Here is a 19,011-nt window from a genome sequence, read left to right on the forward strand (position 1 = left end):
CTCTCGTCATTCACCAGCGGTTCACAGCACCGCTGAATGACGACGCGCTTACTGTGCGGCGTGCAGCGCTTTCTCGATCTCGGCCTTGAGCACGCTGTTGACGTTGTCAGGCGTCACCGGGCCGACCAGCTTGTAGACGATCGTGCCTTCGCGCCCGACCAGGAAGGTTTCGGGTACGCCGTAGACGCCCCATTCGATCGAGGCACGGCCGTTGCCGTCGACGCCGACGATGCCGAACGGGTTGCCGTAACGGCCGAGAAAGCGCCGCGCGTTCTCGGGCGAGTCCTTGTAGTTGATGCCGATGATCTGGAAGCGCTTGTCCTTGCCGAGCTCGGTCAGCAGCGGCGCCTCGTCATGGCAGGGCACGCACCAGGACGCCCAGACATTGACGACCGAGACCTTGCCCTTGAACGCCGCGGGATCGAGACCGGGCACAGGCGCGCCGTCCTTCACCAGGCCGTCGAGCGCGGGCAGGGCGGTCTGCGGTGCCGGCCGGCCGATCAGCGCCGACGGGATTTTGGAGGGGTCGCCGCCATAGAGCCGCAGCAGGAACAGCCCGGCGAGCCCGAGGAAAACGAGCAGCGGCAGCACCACCAGCAGGCGGCGGGCTTGCGGAGGGCTGTTGGTCGCCTGGTCGCTCATCTGATGTCCGCCGCGCTGCGGCCGGAGCGGCGGGTGATGCCGCTGGCCTCGATCTCCTTGAGGCGCGTCTGCTGCCGGCGATAGTCGGCGATGATCCAGACGATCAACAGCAGCACGACGGCTGCGACCAGCACGTAGGACGTCACGATGAAGGACGCGTAGGGACCAAGCGACATCGTGTCACGCTGCTCCCTTGGGCGCGCTTCCGTCACGCGAGCCGGCGCCTGCTTCGCTCGCAAACGTGACGCGGCTCGCCTGCATCATCTGCAGGCTGCGCACGCGCCGGCGCAGGATCTCGTTGCGCATCGCCGCCAGGTGGAGCGTGACGAACAGCAGCGAAAACGCGATCGCCATCACCAGCAGTGGCCACAGGAACGCCTTGTCGAGCGTCGATCCGCCCATCCGCATCACCGATGCCGGCTGATGCAGCGTGTTCCACCAGTCGACCGAGAACTTGATGATCGGGATGTTGATCGCACCGACCAGAGTCAGGACCGCAGCCGCCCGTGCCGCGCGCGACGGGTCCTCCACCGCGCGCCACAGCGCGATCAGGCCGAGATACATCAGGAACAGGATCAAGACCGAGGTCAGCCGCGCATCCCACTCCCAATAGGTGCCCCACATCGGCCGGCCCCACAGCGAGCCGGTGACGAGCGCCAGGAAGGTGAAGGCCGCGCCGATCGGGGCCGCGGCCTTTGCGGCGACATCGGCGAGCGGATGCCGCCACACCAGTGTGCCGAGCGCGGCCACACTCATGACGCTCCAGACGAACATCGACAGCCACGCATTCGGCACGTGGATGAACATGATTTTGACCGTGGCGCCCTGCTGGTAGTCGTCGGGCGCCATCGCCGACTGGTAGAGCCCGATCGCGAGCAGGATCGCGGTCACGCCCGCGAGCCAGGGCAGGATGCGCGCGGTCAGCGCCAGAAACCTGGTCGGATTGGCGAGGTCGGTCAGCGTCTCGGTCAGCTTCATGGCACTCTGATAGTCGTCCGCTGTGAGCGAGGCAATTGGCCGAATTCCCCTCGGCGAGATTTGATCAGTCCAGCCCGTGCCGCAGGCTCGCGGCGGCGGCAAACGGGCCGATCACGAGGCTCGCCAGCGACAGCGCGCAGAGGATCGAGAACGGTGTTCCAAAGGGCAAGGGACCTGAGATCGCCGCCTGTGAGGCTGCAACGCCGAAAATCAGCACCGGGATCGACAGCGGCAGCACCAGCACCGCGAGCAGCAGCCCGCCGCGATGCAGCGTCACCGCCAGGGCGGCGCCGATCATGCCGGTAAAGGTCAGAGCCGGTGTTCCCGCCAATAGGGTCGCCGCGACCGCCAATGTCGCCGTGCCGTCGAGATTGAGCAGCAGGCCGAGCACCGGGGTTGCGATGATCAGCGGCAGGCCGGCGGCGATCCAGTGAGCCAGCGCCTTGGCCGCGCAGGCGAGTTCCAGCGGCGTCCGACTCATCACGATGAGGTCGAGCGAGCCGTCCTCATGGTCAGCCGTGAACAGGCGGTCGAGGGTGAGCAGGCTCGCCAGCAGCGCGCCAAGCCAGAGAATGGCGGGGCCGAGCCGCGACAGCAGCGCCAGATCCGGCCCGACCGCGAACGGCATCAGCACCGTAACGGTGAGGAAGAACAGCACCCCGATCAGCGCGCCACCGCCAACGCGCAGCGCGATCCGGATGTCGCGGCGGATCAATGCGCCCAGCGCGCTCATGCCGCACCTCCGATCCGCAGGTCACGCGCATCGATGCCGAGCGGCAGATGCGTCGCGGCGACGATCAGGCCGCCGCTGGCGAGATGGTCGCGCATCAGGCCGACGAACAGCGCCTGTCCGGCCGCATCGAGCGCCGAGGTCGGCTCGTCCAAGAGCCAGACCGGCCGCCGCACCGAGAGCAGGCGGGCGATCGACAGGCGACGGCGCTGGCCGGCGGAAAGATACGCCGCCGGCAGATGCGCGGCGTGATCGAGCGCCACGGCGGTAAGGCAGCGGCCGGCGTCCTCGGTCTTGCCGCCGAGAAATTCCCGCCAGAAGGAAAGATTTTCCGCAACGCTCAGCGCCGGCTTCAGGGCATCGCGGTGGCCGAGATAGTGGGCCTGCTCGGGCAGGCTGAGCTCGGCGTCGCCGCCTTCGAGCGCGACCGTCCCCTCGGCTGGAACCAGCAGCCCGGCGAGGACGCGCAGCAGCGAGGTCTTGCCCGCGCCGTTGGGGCCGGTGACCGCGAGCGCCTCGCCGGCGGCAGCCGACAGATCGAGGCCGGAAAACACCTCGCGCCCGCCGCGCACGCATTTCAGATTTCGTCCCGAGAGCCGCATGGTTCGTCTTGTCACAGCCCTCTGAAATCTTTCGCTACCGCGTGAGAATTTTTGGGTCGCGCAACGCTGTCGCACGCTTGTCGGTGTGGCGGTGCTTCTAGAAAGGTTCTATAAGCCCGGAACTTGATGCAGCACACACAATCGGCGGCCGCAAGCCATCCAGGCCATCCCTTGGCCCGCATCGGTCGCCGGTGTTTAGTTACCCTCGTAGTTACCCCTGCCGGGTATAACTGAAAATTGGGATTCCTCGCATGACCTCGCTCGACAGCTTCAAATGCCGCAAGACCATGAAGGTCGGCGCCAAGTCCTACGTCTATTACAGCCTGCCCCTGGCAGAGAAGAACGGACTGAAGGGTATTTCGAAGCTGCCGTATTCGATGAAGGTCCTGCTCGAGAACCTGCTGCGCAACGAGGACGGCCGCACCGTCAAGAAGGAAGACATCGTTGCGGTGTCGAAGTGGCTGAAGAAGCGCCAGCTCGAGCACGAAATCGCATTCCGCCCGGCGCGCGTTCTGATGCAGGATTTCACCGGCGTTCCGGCCGTGGTCGATCTCGCGGCGATGCGCAACGCGATGCAGAACCTCGGCGGCGATGCCGAGAAGATCAACCCGCTGGTGCCGGTCGATCTCGTCATCGACCACTCGGTCATCGTCAACTTCTTCGGTGACAACAAGGCGTTCGCGAAGAACGTCACCGAGGAATACAAGCAGAACCAGGAGCGCTACGAGTTCCTGAAGTGGGGCCAGAAGGCGTTCTCGAACTTCTCGGTGGTGCCGCCCGGCACTGGCATCTGCCATCAGGTCAATCTCGAATACCTCGCGCAGACGGTGTGGACGAGGAAGGAGAAGATGACGGTCGGCAAGAAGACCGGCACCTTCGAGGTCGCCTATCCGGACTCGCTGGTCGGCACCGACTCGCACACCACGATGGTCAACGGCCTCGCCGTGCTCGGCTGGGGCGTCGGCGGCATCGAGGCGGAAGCCTGCATGCTCGGCCAGCCGCTGTCGATGCTGCTGCCTGAAGTCGTCGGCTTCAAGCTCAAGGGCGCGCTCAAGGAAGGCGTCACCGCGACCGACCTGGTGCTGACCGTCACCCAGATGCTGCGCAAGCTCGGCGTGGTCGGCAAGTTCGTCGAGTTCTTCGGCCCCGGCCTCGATTTCCTGTCGGTCGCGGACAAGGCGACGATCGGCAACATGGCGCCCGAATATGGCGCGACCTGCGGTTTCTTCCCGGTCGATGCCGCGACCATCGATTACCTGAAGACCTCGGGCCGCAAGGCCGATCGCGTCAAGCTGGTGCAGGCCTATGCCAAGGCGCAGGGCCTGTTCCGTACCGCCAAGTCGACCGACCCGGTGTTCACCACCACGCTGACGCTCGACCTTGGCGATGTCGTGCCGTCGATGGCCGGACCGAAGCGCCCCGAAGGCCGCATCGCGCTGCCGGCGGTGTCGACCGGTTTCGCGACCGCGCTGGTCGGCGAGTACAAGAAGCCCGAGGGTGAGACGAAGCGCTTCGCGGTCGAAGGCCGCAACTTCGATCTCGGCCATGGCGACGTCGTGATCGCGGCGATCACCTCCTGCACCAACACCTCGAACCCGAGCGTGCTGATCGGCGCCGGCCTGCTGGCGCGCAAGGCGGCCGCCAAGGGCCTGAAGGCCAAGCCGTGGGTGAAGACCTCGCTCGCGCCGGGCAGCCAGGTGGTGGCGGAGTATCTCGCCAATTCCGGCCTGCAGGCCGATCTCGACAAGGTTGGCTTCAACCTGGTCGGCTTCGGCTGCACCACTTGCATCGGCAATTCCGGCCCGCTGCCGGAAGACATCTCGAAGTCGATCAACGACAACGGCATCGTCGCCGCCGCCGTGCTCTCCGGCAACCGCAACTTCGAAGGCCGCGTCTCGCCGGACGTGCAGGCGAACTACCTCGCCTCGCCGCCGCTGGTGGTCGCGCATGCGCTTGCCGGCACCGTGACCAAGGATCTCGCGGTCGAGCCGATCGGCATCGGCAAGGACGGCAAGCCGGTGTTCCTCAAGGACATCTGGCCGACCACCAAGGAGATCAACGCCTTCATGAAGAAGTACGTCACCGCGACGATCTTCAAGAAGAAGTACGCCGACGTGTTCAAGGGCGACACCAACTGGCGCAAGATCAAGACCACGGAGAGTGAGACCTATCGCTGGAACATGGGCTCGACCTATGTGCAGAACCCGCCCTATTTCGAAGGCATGAAGAAGCAGCCGGATCCGGTCACCGACGTGGTCGACGCGCGCATCCTCGCGATGTTCGGCGACAAGATCACCACCGACCACATCTCGCCGGCCGGTTCGATCAAGCTGACCTCGCCGGCCGGCAAGTTCCTCAGCGAGCACCAGGTGCGCCCCGCCGACTTCAACCAGTACGGCACGCGGCGCGGCAACCATGAAGTGATGATGCGCGGCACCTTCGCCAACATCCGCATCAAGAACTTCATGCTGAAGGGCGCCGACGGCAATATTCCGGAAGGCGGTCTGACCAAGCACTGGCCCGACGGCGAGCAGATGCCGATCTACGACGCCGCGATGAAGTATCAGGCCGAAGGCGTGCCGCTGGTGGTGTTCGCCGGCGCCGAATACGGCAACGGCTCCTCGCGCGACTGGGCCGCGAAGGGCACCCGCCTGCTCGGCGTGCGCGCGGTGATCTGCCAGAGCTTCGAGCGCATCCATCGCTCCAACCTGGTCGGCATGGGTGTGCTTCCACTCACCTTCCAGGACGGCACGTCGTGGTCCTCGCTCGGCCTCAAGGGCGACGAGAAGGTCACGATCCGCGGCCTGCAGGGCGATCTGAAGCCGCGCCAGACGCTGAACGCCGAGATCACCTCCGCCGACGGCGGCAAGCGGGATGTCCCGCTGCTCTGCCGCATCGATACGCTGGACGAGCTCGACTACTATCGCAACGGCGGCATCCTGCACTACGTGCTGCGCAAACTCGCGGCCTGAGGGCCCATTGTTTGAGCATGGTCTCCGCGCAAACGCCTCGCGTTTGTCGCGAGGGACCATGCTCCAACGCGGATTTGTGATCGGTGCCTCACCGCTTAGTGAGTAGCGGCTAAAAAGAAGGCGGCCTATGAAAAGGCCGCTTTATCGCGTTTTGGGGCACGCAAGTTCAGGGACAGACTTCATGCTCCGTACAATTACGGATAGAAATCATCACGACTGGTTCGCAGTATGACAGCGATGATGGCCTATAATTCTATCTCGCGATGGTCCAGTGCGCTCGGTATCTGCGCGATCGTCGCAATCATCCGCCCCGCCCACGCCGATCCGCGGGCCGTCGTCGAACTCTTCACCTCGCAGGGATGCTCGTCCTGTCCGCCCGCGGACAAGATCATCGGTGACCTCGCGAAGGACCCCAACGTCATCGCGCTCAGCATGCCGATCGACTATTGGGACTATCTCGGCTGGAAGGATACGCTGGCCGACTCCCGCTTCAGCGCGCGCCAGAAGGCCTATTCGCATATGCGCGGCGATCGCGACGTCTACACGCCGCAGGCCGTGATCAACGGCTCCGCGCATGTGATCGGCAGCGACCGCGCCGGCATCGAAAGCGCGATCAAGGACACCGAGAAGAGCGGCACCGTGATGTCGGTGCCGGTGACGATGACGCTGACCGGCAAGCAGATCAACGTGTCGGTCGCGGCATCCAAATCGCCCGCCGTGTCGCGCGGCGAAGTCTGGATCTGCTCGATCTCGAAGTCGGTGCCGATCTCGATCGCGCGCGGCGAGAACCGTGGCCACGAGATCACCTACCACAATGTGGTGCGCAATCTGCTCAAGGTCGGTGACTGGAACGGGTCGTCCGGGAACTGGACCGTGCCGCTGGAGAACATCACCCGCGAGGGCGTCGATGCCGCGGCGGTGTACGTCCAGGACGGCAATCGCGACAAGCCGGGCCCGATGCTCGGCGCCGCATTCACTTCGCTTCACTAAGCTTCACGGCACGCGCTTGCGTCGCTGGGCTGCGCGCAGCCAGAGGCCGACAGCGAACTTGCATCCAGTCGTGGGCTGACGGGAAAGCGCCGAAGCTCGGCGTGCGCGTCTCGGTCGCGCGTGGATTAAGCAGGTCCCCAAAAACAAAAAGGACCAACTTTCGTTGGCCCAGTGTTGGGATTTAACTCCCCTGCGAACAGGCCCGATCCCGACGGCCCCGGGGGGCTGGGGGCTGAGGAATCCGGAACCGAAAGGACCGGGCCAACGCAGGATTTTCTTTTCGCAAGGCAGCGGGGCGGGCGCTTGGCGGAAGTGGGGCAGCAATATGATTCCGCTAACGTTCCCGTGAGTCTGAGATTTTCCGGACAATCCGTCGCGGCCAGGGCCGTCAGGTGTGGTTAAGGGCCGGTTGCGTTGCGAATGGCCCCTTGCAGGGGCCGCGGCTTAGCGCAATCATGTCACTCTCGTGACGATCCCGAAGTGGGGGCACCGGCCTTCGGGTTCCGATCGTCACCGAGATGACAGGAGGCGCTCGATGAGTTTGATCTCGGAGGACACCGATCCGAGCGGGAGTCGCGCCGCGGCGCGTCCCGTCGCCGCGACCCCCCAGCCCAACCGGGTGACATTCAATCGACTTGAGCTCAACCGCATTCTCAATCTCTATGGCCGCATGGTCGCCGACGGCGAGTGGCGCGATTATGCGATCGACTTCCTGAAGGACCGCGCCGTGTTCTCGGTGTTCCGGCGCGCGTCCGAAATGCCGATCTACCGGATCGAGAAGGATCCCCGGCTGGCGCGCAAGCAGGGCATGTACAGCGTGATTTCGGCGACCGGCCTGATCCTGCGTCGCGGCCATGAACTCGAACGTGTGCTGCTCGTAATCGACCGCAAGCTCTCGGTGGTGTAGGCGCGTTCGCGCGACCCGTTGGCTCCATCCCGGCCACGCCGCATTCTGCTCCGCCAAAAGAAAAAGCCCCGGCCGTGTGGCCGGGGCTCGGGTCGATCTGCTCTCGCTCGAGGCGCTTAGTCGCGCTGGCCGAGCAGCTGCAGCAGCAGCGTGAACAGGTTGATGAAGTTCAGGTAGAGCGAGAGGGCACCGGTGATGGCCGCACGCTCCGCCGCGACGCCACCCTGCGAGGCGTAGCCGTAGATGTAGTCGTTCTTCAGCCGCTGGGTGTCCCAGGCGGTGAGGCCCGCGAACACCAGCACGCCGACCACCGAGACGATGAACTGCAGCGCCGAGCTCGCCAGGAACAAATTGACCAGGCTCGCGATGATGATGCCGATCAGGCCCATGAACAGGAACGAGCCCATGCCGCTCATGTCACGCTTGGTGGTGTAGCCGTAGAGGCTCAGCGCACCGAACGTCGCCGCCGTGATGAAGAACACGCGCACGATCGAGGTGTGCGTGTACACCAGGAAGATCGACGACAGCGACAGGCCCATCAGCGCCGAGAACACCCAGAACAGGAGCTGGGCGGTCGCGGGCTGCAAGCGGTTGATGCCGGCCGAGATGACGAACACCATCGCCAGCGGGGCGAGGATGAACAGCCACTTCAGCGGGCTCACGAACATCGCGTAGCCGAACTGCGTCAGATAGGCGTTGCCGAACTTGGCGACGGCGGCCGACTGGTCGGTGGTCACCGCGCCCATGTAGACGCCGAGCGCGGCCAGGCCGGTGATGGCGAGGCCGATGCTCATGTAGTTGTAGATGCGCAGCATGTAGGCGCGCAGACCGGCGTCGACGGCCGCAGCGTCAATGCGCCCGGCGGCCCGGCCGAAAGGAGAAGCGTAATTGCGGTCTAGGTCCGACATGGTCGAATTCCCGTGGTTGGTCCCGGTGGAGCGCAAGGGATTTGCGGCGCCGGTCGTAAATCTATCTCAGATGGCTCGGTTTGCGGAACATTAATTCCGTGTCATTCAGCCGGCCATCCGACCCGATTGGTATGTGGGAAATTAACACATCCGACGCAAGCTTCCACGCGCGGCCGAATGTCGCTCTGGCCTAGCATGGCAGGCAAAAACGGCGCTTCCGCCGCTACAAATTGTCACAAATTCCGCAGCACCGAGGCCGGTTTCTGGTTCAGCGCGAGCAGCGTTCCGGCCAGCCCCAATCCGACCGTGACGACCAGCGCGGCGACCACGACCAGCGCGGCGCTGCCGGCCTGCCAGATGAAGCTCAGCGTCATCAGCCGCGTCACGATCAGCCAGGCCGCGACCGAGCCGGCGATGACGCCGAAGATCGCGGTTGCAAAACCGATCATCAGGTACTCCAGCGCGTAAGCGCCGAGCAATCGCGCCCGCGTGGCGCCGAGCGTCTTGAGGATCACGGCGTCATAGACGCGATGGCGGTGCCCGGCGGCGAGCGCGCCGCCCAGCACTAGGATCGCCGAGATCAGCGTCACGGCGCTGGCGCCGCGGATCGCCAGCACGAGATTGCTCACGACGCTGCCGATGGTCTCCAGCGCCTCGCGGACCCGCACGCTGGTCACCATCGGAAACGCGTCGGCGACCTGCTTGATGATGCGCGCGTCGTCGTTGGCGCCCGCTTGGGTCGAGCTCGCATGCGGTTCCGTCAGGGTCGCGACATGGCTGTGCGGCGCGCCCTTGAAGGCGTTCGGTGAGAACACCAGCACGAAGTTGATGCCGAGACCCTGCCAGTCGATGTTGCGCAGATTGGCGATCTTCGCCGGCACGTCGCGGCCGAGCACGTTGACCACGATCTCGTCGCCGATCTTCAAGCCCAGGCCGTCGGCTATCTTCTTCTCCATCGAGACCAGCGGAGGTCCGCTGTAGTCCGGCCCCCACCATTCGCCCTCGACGATCTTCGAGCCCTTGGGAATTTCGCCGGTGTAGGTGAGGCCGCGGTCGCTCTGCAGCACCCATTCGGAATCGACCGACGGCTTGAGCTGGTCGGCCTTGACACCGCGCGCCGCGACGATGCGTCCGCGCAGCATCGGCACGTCCTCGACGGTCGAGCCGGCGGCGATCTGGCCCAGGAAGGCGGCAAAGCGGTCGGCCTCGGTGGAGGGGATGTCGATGAAGAAGAACGACGGCGCCCGCTCCGGCAGCGCGGCCAGGAATTGTCGGCGCAGATTGCCGTCGATCTGGGTGATGGTGACGAGCACCGCGAGGCCGAGCCCCAGCGACAGCACGACCGACGGCGTCAGCGCGCCCGGCCGGTGGATGTTGGCAATGGCGAGCCGCAGCATGGTGATGCGGCTGCGCGGCAGCCGGCGCGCCACCGCCATCAGGATCTCGGCGATCCCGCGCAGCAGCAGGAACACCGCGATCGATGAGGCGACGAACACGGTGGCGACCCGCTTGTCATAGGCGAGCCCGATCGCAACCCCGATCAGGAGGGCGATCACCACGGCCATCAGCGCGAGATAGCTCCAGCGCGGGCGGTGCCACTCGCTGGCGACGGTCTCGCGGAACAGCGCGGCGACCGGCACGTCATGGACCCGGCCGAGCGGCCACAGCCCGAACGCCAGCGCGGTAAGCTGGCCATAGATGAAGGAGAGCGCGAGCTCGTCCGGATGCAGGGCAGGCACCACCGGCAGCGGCAGCAGCTTGCCGAACAGGCCGACAATGACGAAGGGCAGCGTGGCGCCGAGCACGAGCCCGATCACCGAACCGATTCCGGCCAGCACCACCACTTGCGTGCAGTAGATCGTGAAGACATCGCGACCGGTGGCGCCGAGCGCCTTGAACGAGGCGATGACGTCGCGGCGGCGGTCGATATGGCTCTTCACCGCGTTGGCGACGCCGACCCCGCCGACCAGCAGGGCGGCAAGACCGACCAGGGTCAGGAACTGGGTGAAACGGTTGATGGTGCGCTCGAGCTGCGGCGAGGCGTTGCTGCGACTGCGGACCTCCCAGCCGGCCTCCGGCGCCGCGGCCCGGGCGCCGTCGATCAGTGCAGTGGTGGCACGATCGTCGTTGGCGCCGTCGGGCAGCTTCACCCGGTAGATCCAGCGCACCAGGCTGCCGGGCTGCAACAGGTCAGTGGCGCGCAGGCTGGCTTCGCTGATCAGGAAACGCGGGCCGAGGCCGACGCCGCCGGCGAGCTTGTCGGGTTCGGCCGTTACCACGCTGCGGATCTGGTAGGTCGCGCTGCCGATGGTGACGCGGTCGCCGAGCTTGAGGTCGAGCCGCGCCAGCAAGGTCGAGTCGGCTGCCGCGCCAAAAGCGCCGTCGCGTTCGGCGAGCAGGTCGCCGATCGGCATGTTGGGTTCGAGCGTCAGCTCGCCGAGCATGGGATATTTGCCGTCGACAGCCTTGAGCTCGACCAGCGCCAGCTTGCCGTCGCCGCTACGCGCCATCGCGCGCAGCGTGGCAGCGACCGAAACCTCGCCGCGGGTGCGCAGATAGGCGACCTCGTCGGGCTTGGCCTCGCGCGAGATCAGCGAGAACGCGACGTCGCCGCCGAGCAGTGTGCGTCCCTCGCGCGACAGGCCGTCGCCGAGGCTCGCGGCGACCGAGCCGACACCGGCGATCGCCATCACGCCGAGCGCGATGCAGGCGATGAACACGTAGAATCCGCGCAGGCCGCCGCGCAGTTCGCGCAGCGCATAACGGAAGGCAAGCGACGACGCGCGGCCCTGCACCGCGACTTCGGACGCAATGCTCATGTGGTCGATTGTCCGTCGATGCGGCCGGAGCGCAGCCGCACCACGCGATCGCAGCGCTGGGCGAGCGCGAGATCATGCGTCACCAGCACCAAGGTCATGCCGCGTTCGGCGTGCTTGGTGAAGAGCAGGTCGACGATCTGCTTGCCCGTCGTCTCGTCGAGATTTCCGGTCGGCTCGTCGGCGACCAGGATCGCGGGATCGGGCGCCAGCGCGCGCGCGATCGCGACGCGCTGCTGCTCGCCACCGGACAGCTGCGTCGGATAGTGATGCAGCCGTTCGCCGAGACCGACCGATTGCAGCTCCTGCGCGGCGCGCGCGGCCGCATCGGGATTGCCGGCGAGTTCGAGCGGCACGGCGACATTCTCCAGCGCTGTCATGGTCGGGATCAGATGGAACGACTGGAACACGATGCCGACCTGGCGGCCGCGGAAGCGCGCCAACGCATCTTCATCGAGGGCATTGAACGAGGTGCCATCGACGACCACTTCTCCGCTGTCAGGACGTTCAAGCCCCGCCATCACCATCAGCAAGGTCGACTTGCCCGAGCCCGATGGGCCGATCAGCCCGATGGCCTCACCCGCTGCCACACGAAGGCTGATATCTTTCAGGATATGAACCCGTGCCGCGCCGGCGCCGAGCGAGAGATTGACGTTCCTGACGGCAATGGTGTCCGGCTCGACGTCGGTCAGTGAAGAGGATGCGATGAGACTGTCCATGGTTCGGTCATATGGCACTTCCGCGGTTGCGGTCGAGGGCCGGTTGAGAATCTTCGTGCACATACTCGTGTTGCTTATGGGCTTGATGACGGCGGCAAGTGCGCAGACGCCAGATCAGGGGAAAGCTTCCGCGAAACCGATCAAGATGGTGGTCCTGGGCGATTCCCTGAGCGCCGGTTACGGCCTTCCAGGCCCGGCGGCGTTTCCGGTCCGGCTACAAAAAGCCTTGGAAGCCAAGGGGATAAAGGTCGAGATGACCAATGCCGGAGTGTCCGGCGACACCGCCTCGGGCGGCCGCGAGCGGCTCGACTGGTCGGTGGCCGATGGAACTGATGCCGTGATCGTCGAACTCGGCGCCAACGATGCGCTGCGCGGCATCGATCCCGCGGTGACGCGCGCCGCGCTCTCCGACATCATCACAAAGTTGCAGGCGCGTAAGATCGCCGTGCTGTTGTGCGGCATGCTCGCGCCGCCGAACTATGGCAGCGAGTACGCAGCGAAGTTCAACGCGATCTATCCGGATCTGTCGAAATCGCTTGGCGTGCCGCTCTATCCGTTCTTCCTCGATGGCGTTGCTGGTAATCCGAAGATCAATCAAGCCGACGGCATGCATCCGACAGCAGAGGGTGTGGACATCGTTGTGCAGAATATCCTGCCCACGGTGCAGGCATTTCTCGGTGCATTATCAGGGCAACGCAGTTGAAACGCAGGCAGTGCGCCGTATCGTGTCCGTAGGTTTACGAGCTGTTAACGCCTCATGCTTCGCAGAGTCACATATCTCGGGTACAAATAAGCATCGGTGATTCGTCGCCGGGCTGTTACAGGGGTGCGGGCTCCCAAAACCCGCGCCAAGCATCGAGGATTATAGCGATGCCGCGTCTGTTCACTGGACTGGAAATTCCGGCCGAAATTGGCCAGACACTTTCCAATTTGCGTGGCGGCCTCCCAGGCGCACGCTGGATCGATCCCGAAAATTATCACGTCACCTTGCGCTTCATCGGCGATATCGACGGCCTCTGGGCCAACGAGATCGCGACGATGTTGTTTCGGGTCAACCGCAAACCGTTCGAGGTCAAATTGCAGGGCCTGTCGAGCTTCGGCGGACGAAAGCCGCGCGCGGTAGTTGCCGCCGTCGAGCCCAGCCGGCCGTTGATCGAACTGCAAGCCGAGCTCGAGCGGATGATGCAGCGGATGGGGCTCAATCCAGAGGGCAGAAAATTCACGCCACATGTCACGCTCGCGCGTCTTCATGATGCATCGAGCCAGGACGTTGCGGATTATCTGTCCGTGCGCGGCTACTTCCCGAGCCGTACCTTCATGGCGGACCGCTTCGTGCTGTTCTCGTCGCGCGCGTCGACAGGCGGCGGCCCTTACGTGGTCGAGGATTCCTACGACCTCTGCGCGTAAGGGATCGCAGATGTGGTGCTAGGCATCCGGCACGCCGTGCGGTCGGCCGTGGCATGCAAGAGCTCGCGCTTGCATACCCCATTGGCACAATTCACGGCTTGCAATTTGCCGCGCACTAGGGCCGTAAGGTGGGCTCATGTTGTCCACCTCGCCCAATTCTTCGTTCCTCGATCACTACAGGTCCCTGGTCGCCTCCGGCGCGATCGAGGCCGATCCTGCGCAGGCGCTCGCCGCTGAAGCCTTTGGCGCGCTGGAGGAGCGGCTTGCGAGCTACAAGCCGCAGCGCAAGCAGGGCCTGTTCGGACGACTGTTCGGCGGCGACAGGGACGACAAGCCGCCGCGCGGGCTTTACGTCCATGGCGAAGTCGGCCGCGGCAAGACCATGCTGATGGATCTGTTCTTCCAGCAGAGCCCGGTCGAGCACAAGCGGCGCGCGCATTTCCACGAATTCATGGCCGAGGCGCATGAGCGCATCTACGGCTACCGCCAGCAGATCGCGCGCGGCGAGATCGCAGACGGCGACGTGATCGCACTCACCGCGCAGGCGATCTTCGACGAAGCCTGGCTGCTGTGCTTCGACGAATTCCACGTCACCGACATCGCGGACGCGATGATCCTCGGGCGGCTGTTCGCAAAGCTGTTCGATCTCGGCACCGTCGTGGTCGCCACCTCGAACGTCGCGCCTGAGGATCTCTATAAGGGCGGGCTCAATCGCGCGCTGTTCCTGCCGTTCATCGCGCAGATCTCCAATCATATGGACGTGCTGCGTCTCGATGCGCGCACCGACTTCCGGCTCGAGAAGCTGTTCGGCGTCAAGATGTGGCTGGTGCCGGCGGATCAAGCCGCTGATGCCGAGCTCGATGCGGCCTGGCGCAAGATGACCGGCAACGCGCCGTGCAAGTCGCGCGACATCACGATCAAGGGCCGTGTGCTGCATGTGCCGTGCTCCGCGCACGGCGTCGCGCGCTTCAGCTTTGCCGAGATCTGCGAGAAGCCGCTCGCGGCGTCCGATTATCTCCGGCTCGCGCACGACTACCATACGATCCTGATCGACCGCGTTCCGGTGATGGACTACGCCGAGCGCAACGCTGCCAAGCGCTTCATCTCGCTGATCGACACGCTCTATGACAATGCCGTGAAGCTGATGGCCTCGGCCGAAGCCGATCCGGTGTCGCTGTACCTTGCCGAGGACGGCATCGAGGCGATGGAGTTCAAGCGCACGGCCTCGCGCCTGATCGAAATGAGCTCGGAATCCTATTTGGCGCTGCCGCACGGCCGGAAGGACTCGTCCGCAAGCGGCGCGACGACCGGCCTGGTCGAGACCTGAAATCCAGCCTGAAATTCCGTCTTGCGCACGGTCCGGTTCGGAGCAACTTTTCGTGTCTCCGGGACGGATGTTGCTGGCATGCCTGATCGAATTGCAGGCAGGGCCCGCAATCGGGCAGGCCGCGACTTGAATGGATCATTCGAAAGGGATAACCACCCTTGCAACCGACTTCCCTCCCTCCTGTACCCAGTTCAAAGGACTGATTTCCCATGGCACGCGACAAGATTGCACTGATTGGCTCCGGACAGATCGGCGGAACGCTGGCGCACCTCGTCGGCCTCAAGGAGCTCGGAGACGTCGTGCTGTTCGATATCGCCGAGGGCGTGCCGCAGGGCAAGGCGCTCGACATCGCGCAGTCGTCGCCGGTCGACGGCTTCGACTCCAACCTGGTGGGCGCCAATTCCTATGAAGCGCTCGACGGCGCCAAGGTCTGCATCGTCACCGCCGGCGTGCCGCGCAAGCCCGGCATGAGCCGCGACGATCTCCTCTCGATCAACCTCAAGGTCATGGAGCAGGTCGGCGCCGGCATCAAGAAGTACGCGCCGGACGCCTTCGTCATCTGCATCACCAACCCGCTGGACGCGATGGTCTGGGCGCTGCAGAAGGCGTCGGGCCTGCCGCACAAGAAGGTGGTCGGCATGGCCGGCGTGCTCGACTCCGCGCGCTTCCGCTATTTCCTGGCCGATGAATTCAATGTCTCGGTCGAAGACGTCACCGCCTTCGTGCTCGGCGGCCACGGCGACACCATGGTGCCGCTGACCCGCTACTCGACCGTTGCCGGCATTCCGCTGCCCGACCTCGTCAAGATGGGCTGGACCTCGCAGGCCCGCATCGACGAGATCGTCGACCGCACCCGCAATGGCGGCGCCGAGATCGTCAATCTGCTCAAGACCGGTTCGGCCTTCTACGCGCCGGCGGCTTCGGCGATCCAGATGGCCGAGAGCTATCTGAAGGACAAGAAGCGCGTGCTGCCCTGCGCCGCCTATCTCAACGGCGAGTACGGCGTGAAGGACATGTATGTCGGCGTGCCGACCGTGATCGGCTCCAAGGGTGTCGAGCGCGTCGTCGAGATCGAGCTCGCCGGCAAGGATCGCGAAGCGTTCGACAAGTCGGTCGGCGCGGTGCAGGGCCTGGTTGACGCCTGCAAGAAGATCGCGCCCGATCTGCTCGGCAAGTAATCTCGTTCGGTAATGACCCGATAGGCGATTTCGATCGCCTGTCGGGTGCAAGATGATGAAATTCTGGCGGATTTTGTAGTTGCGCGAGCCTTGGTATATGGTATGCCAGCTGTAAGGCTGACGTAAAAGGTCGCCGCACGAGGGTTTGGGAGCGTCTTTCCATGAATATCCACGAATACCAGGCCAAGGCTTTGCTGCACGAATTCGGCGTGCCGATCTCGCGCGGCGTCGCGGTGCTGAAGCCGGAAGAGGCTGACGCGGCGGCCAAGCAGCTGCCCGGCCCGATCTGGGTGGTGAAGAGCCAGATCCACGCCGGCGGCCGCGGCAAGGGCAAGTTCAAGGAAGCATCCGCCGGCGACAAGGGCGGCGTCCGCATCGCCAAGTCGGTCGCCGAGGTCGACGAGTTCGCCAAGCAGATGCTCGGCGCGACGCTGGTCACGGTGCAGACCGGCCCGCACGGCAAGCAGGTCAACCGCCTCTACATCGAGGAAGGCTCCGACATCGACAAGGAGTTCTACCTCTCGATCCTGGTCAATCGCGAGACCTCGGAAATTTCCTTCGTGGTGTCGACCGAAGGTGGCGTCAACATCGAGGACGTCGCGCATTCGACCCCGGAAAAGATCATCTCCTTCTCGGTCGATCCCGCCACCGGCATCATGCCGCACCACGGCCGTACCGTTGCCGAGGCGCTGAAGCTGAAGGGCGATCTCGCCAAGCAGGCCGAGAAGCTGACCGGCCAGCTCTACACCGCGTTCGCCGCCAAGGACATGGCGATGCTCGAGATCAATCCGCTGGTCGTCACCAAGCAGGGCCAGCTCCGCGTGCTCGACGCCAAGGTGTCGTTCGACACCAACGCGCTCTACCGTCATCCGGACGTGGTCGCGCTGCGCGACGAGACCGAGGAAGACGCCAAGGAAATCGAGGCGTCGAAATACGATCTCAACTACGTCGCGCTCGACGGCACGATCGGCTGCATGGTCAACGGCGCCGGCCTCGCGATGGCGACCATGGACATCATCAAGCTGTACGGCATGGAGCCGGCGAACTTCCTCGACGTCGGCGGCGGCGCCAGTGTCGAGAAGGTCGCGGCTGCATTCAAGATCATCACCGCCGATCCGAACGTGAAGGGCATCCTCGTCAACATCTTCGGCGGCATCATGAAGTGCGACGTGATCGCCGAGGGCGTGGTCGCCGCGGTGAAGCAGGTCGGCCTCAAGGTGCCGCTGGTGGTGCGCCTCGAGGGTACCAATGTCGAGCAGGGCAAGAAGATCATCCGCGAGAGCGGCCTCAACGTTCTGCCCGCAGACAATCTCGATGACGCCGCACAGAAGATCGTGAAGGCCGTCAAGGGAGGCTAACGATGGCCGATCATCTCGACGCCCCGACACCGCTGGACGAACACCGCAAGCTCGCGGTCTTCGCCGGCGAGTGGAACGGCGAAGAGATGGTCTATCCGTCGCGCTGGACCGCTGGCGGTCCGGCCACCTCGCATGTCGTTGCGCGCATCGCGCTCAACGGCTTCTATCTGATCCAGGACAGCGTGCAGACTCGCGACGGCAAGGAAAGCTTCGCCACCCACGGCGTCTTCACCTACGACCGCGAGGATCGCGCCTACCGCTTGTTCTGGCACGATTCGCTAGGCTACTACCCGCCGTCGCCGGCGTCCGGCGGCTGGGCGGGCAAGTCGCTGATCCTGGTGCGCGGCTCGCTGCGCGGCAATGCCCGTCACGTCTACGAGGTCGTCGACGACAACACCTACAACATGAAGATCCAGTTCTCGCCTGACGCGGAAGGGTGGGCCGATGTGCTCACCGGCGTGTACCGGCGTATCCACTAAACCCTTCACCGCTGTCTCGCGAAAGCATCTCGAACCATGTCCATTCTGATCGACAAGAACACCAAGGTCATCTGCCAGGGCTTCACCGGCAAGAACGGCACGTTCCATTCGGAAGCGGCGATCGCTTACGGCACCAAGATGGTCGGCGGCGTGGCGCCGGGTAAAGGTGGCCAGACGCATCTCAATTTGCCGGTGTTTGACACCGTTGCCGAAGCGCGCGCCAAGACCGGCGCGGACGCCAGCGTGGTCTACGTCCCGCCGCCGGGCGCGGCGGACGCGATCTGCGAGGCGATCGACGCGGAGATCCCGCTGATCGTCTGCATCACCGAAGGCATCCCGGTGCTCGACATGGTGCGCGTGAAGCGCTCGCTGTCGGGCTCGAAGTCGCGGCTGATCGGGCCGAACTGCCCCGGCGTGATGACCGCCGGCGAGTGCAAGATCGGCATCATGCCGGCCAACATCTTCAAGCCCGGCTCGGTTGGCATCGTCTCCCGCTCCGGCACGTTGACCTATGAGGCGGTGTTCCAGACCACCCAGGAAGGCCTCGGCCAGACCACCGCGGTCGGCATCGGCGGCGACCCGGTCAAGGGCACCGAATTCATCGATGTGCTCGAGATGTTCCTGGCGGACGAGAAGACCAAATCCATCGTCATGATCGGCGAGATCGGCGGTTCCGCCGAGGAGGACGCCGCCCAGTTCCTCAAGGACGAGGCCAAGCGCGGCCGCAAGAAGCCGATGGTCGGCTTCATCGCCGGTGTCACCGCACCTCCCGGCCGCCGCATGGGCCATGCCGGCGCGATCATCTCGGGCGGCAAGGGCGACGCCGGTTCCAAGACCGCAGCGATGGAAGCCGCCGGCATCAAGGTGTCCCCGTCGCCGGCACGGCTCGGGCACACGCTTGCCGAGATGCTGAAGTAAGCGCCAGCGGGCGAAGTTCCCTTTCGAGGGTTTGGCGTATTTTGGGCGGGTTCTCCTTGTGGGAACCCGCCTTTTTATTG

18 protein-coding genes are annotated in these 19,011 nt (G+C 64.9%); 10 read left to right on the plus strand and 8 right to left on the minus strand.

What is annotated here, in order from left to right; translation table 11 throughout:
• Positions 1 to 48: 48 nt before the first annotated feature.
• From JQ616_RS27610 to ccmA, 5 genes are all read right to left on the minus strand, one after another.
• Entirely contained in the window at positions 49 to 642 is a 594-nt protein-coding gene (locus JQ616_RS27610) for a DsbE family thiol:disulfide interchange protein (RefSeq protein WP_212020005.1), read from the minus strand.
• Positions 639 to 818 (minus strand): heme exporter protein CcmD, encoded by a 180-nt coding sequence (gene ccmD, locus JQ616_RS27615; RefSeq protein WP_212020006.1) that lies wholly within the window; start codon positions 816 to 818, stop codon positions 639 to 641. Before ccmD ends, JQ616_RS27610 begins: the two co-directional genes overlap by 4 nt.
• Before the next feature lie 4 nt (positions 819 to 822).
• Positions 823 to 1,620, minus strand: coding sequence for a heme ABC transporter permease (locus tag JQ616_RS27620; protein ID WP_212020008.1), 798 nt, complete (start codon positions 1,618 to 1,620; stop codon positions 823 to 825).
• A 64-nt stretch (positions 1,621 to 1,684) separates the two neighbouring features.
• Positions 1,685 to 2,353 (minus strand): heme exporter protein CcmB, encoded by a 669-nt coding sequence (gene ccmB / locus JQ616_RS27625; protein ID WP_057020933.1) that lies wholly within the window; start codon positions 2,351 to 2,353, stop codon positions 1,685 to 1,687.
• Entirely contained in the window at positions 2,350 to 2,952 is a 603-nt protein-coding gene (ccmA, locus tag JQ616_RS27630; protein ID WP_212020010.1) for a heme ABC exporter ATP-binding protein CcmA, read from the minus strand. The genes ccmB and ccmA overlap by 4 nt, the downstream gene beginning before the upstream one ends.
• A gap of 251 nt (positions 2,953 to 3,203) precedes the next feature.
• Here ccmA and acnA point away from each other — a divergent pair, with 251 nt between their 5' ends.
• The 3 genes from acnA (at position 3,204) to JQ616_RS27645 (ending at position 7,821) form a co-directional block, all read left to right on the plus strand.
• Positions 3,204 to 5,924, plus strand: a complete 2,721-nt coding sequence (gene acnA, locus JQ616_RS27635; RefSeq protein ID WP_212020012.1) for an aconitate hydratase AcnA — start codon at positions 3,204 to 3,206, stop codon at positions 5,922 to 5,924.
• Between the two features lie 228 nt (positions 5,925 to 6,152).
• Entirely contained in the window at positions 6,153 to 6,914 is a 762-nt protein-coding gene (locus tag JQ616_RS27640) for a DUF1223 domain-containing protein (RefSeq protein ID WP_212020015.1), read from the plus strand.
• A 535-nt stretch (positions 6,915 to 7,449) separates the two neighbouring features.
• Complete coding sequence (locus JQ616_RS27645) at positions 7,450 to 7,821, plus strand: DUF2794 domain-containing protein (RefSeq protein WP_212020016.1); 372 nt, start codon at positions 7,450 to 7,452, stop codon at positions 7,819 to 7,821.
• 116 nt (positions 7,822 to 7,937) lie between these two features.
• Here the strand turns inward: JQ616_RS27645 and JQ616_RS27650 are convergent, their stop codons facing one another.
• From JQ616_RS27650 to JQ616_RS27660, 3 genes are all read right to left on the minus strand, one after another.
• The gene (locus JQ616_RS27650; RefSeq protein WP_097675972.1) at positions 7,938 to 8,729 is read right to left on the minus strand and encodes a Bax inhibitor-1/YccA family protein; all 792 of its coding nucleotides are present in this window, start codon (positions 8,727 to 8,729) and stop codon (positions 7,938 to 7,940) included.
• 233 nt (positions 8,730 to 8,962) lie between these two features.
• Positions 8,963 to 11,548 carry an ABC transporter permease gene (locus tag JQ616_RS27655; RefSeq protein ID WP_212020017.1) on the minus strand — a complete coding sequence of 862 codons (2,586 nt, stop codon included), beginning with the start codon at positions 11,546 to 11,548 and terminating at the stop codon, positions 8,963 to 8,965.
• Positions 11,545 to 12,264 (minus strand): ABC transporter ATP-binding protein, encoded by a 720-nt coding sequence (locus tag JQ616_RS27660; RefSeq protein WP_212020018.1) that lies wholly within the window; start codon positions 12,262 to 12,264, stop codon positions 11,545 to 11,547. Before JQ616_RS27660 ends, JQ616_RS27655 begins: the two co-directional genes overlap by 4 nt.
• A 55-nt stretch (positions 12,265 to 12,319) precedes the next feature.
• Between JQ616_RS27660 and JQ616_RS27665 the strand changes: the two genes are divergently transcribed.
• The 7 genes from JQ616_RS27665 (at position 12,320) to sucD (ending at position 18,931) form a co-directional block, all read left to right on the plus strand.
• Positions 12,320 to 12,967 (plus strand): arylesterase, encoded by a 648-nt coding sequence (locus JQ616_RS27665; protein ID WP_212020192.1) that lies wholly within the window; start codon positions 12,320 to 12,322, stop codon positions 12,965 to 12,967.
• A gap of 167 nt (positions 12,968 to 13,134) precedes the next feature.
• Positions 13,135 to 13,671 (plus strand): RNA 2',3'-cyclic phosphodiesterase, encoded by a 537-nt coding sequence (thpR, locus tag JQ616_RS27670; protein WP_212020019.1) that lies wholly within the window; start codon positions 13,135 to 13,137, stop codon positions 13,669 to 13,671.
• 136 nt (positions 13,672 to 13,807) lie between these two features.
• A complete protein-coding gene (zapE, locus tag JQ616_RS27675; protein WP_212020020.1) occupies positions 13,808 to 14,998 on the plus strand; it encodes a cell division protein ZapE in 1,191 nt (396 codons plus the stop codon).
• A 209-nt stretch (positions 14,999 to 15,207) separates the two neighbouring features.
• Positions 15,208 to 16,176 (plus strand): malate dehydrogenase, encoded by a 969-nt coding sequence (mdh, locus tag JQ616_RS27680; RefSeq protein ID WP_212020021.1) that lies wholly within the window; start codon positions 15,208 to 15,210, stop codon positions 16,174 to 16,176.
• Positions 16,177 to 16,337: 161 nt separating this feature from the next.
• Positions 16,338 to 17,534, plus strand: coding sequence for an ADP-forming succinate--CoA ligase subunit beta (sucC, locus tag JQ616_RS27685; RefSeq protein WP_212020022.1), 1,197 nt, complete (start codon positions 16,338 to 16,340; stop codon positions 17,532 to 17,534).
• 2 nt (positions 17,535 to 17,536) lie between these two features.
• Positions 17,537 to 18,013, plus strand: coding sequence for a DUF1579 family protein (locus JQ616_RS27690; RefSeq protein ID WP_212020024.1), 477 nt, complete (start codon positions 17,537 to 17,539; stop codon positions 18,011 to 18,013).
• A gap of 36 nt (positions 18,014 to 18,049) precedes the next feature.
• Positions 18,050 to 18,931 carry a succinate--CoA ligase subunit alpha gene (gene sucD, locus JQ616_RS27695; protein WP_097675920.1) on the plus strand — a complete coding sequence of 294 codons (882 nt, stop codon included), beginning with the start codon at positions 18,050 to 18,052 and terminating at the stop codon, positions 18,929 to 18,931.
• The last annotated feature ends 80 nt before the right edge of the window (positions 18,932 to 19,011 follow it).

Source organism: Bradyrhizobium tropiciagri (assembly GCF_018130545.1).
Lineage (GTDB): Bacteria > Pseudomonadota > Alphaproteobacteria > Rhizobiales > Xanthobacteraceae > Bradyrhizobium > Bradyrhizobium tropiciagri_A.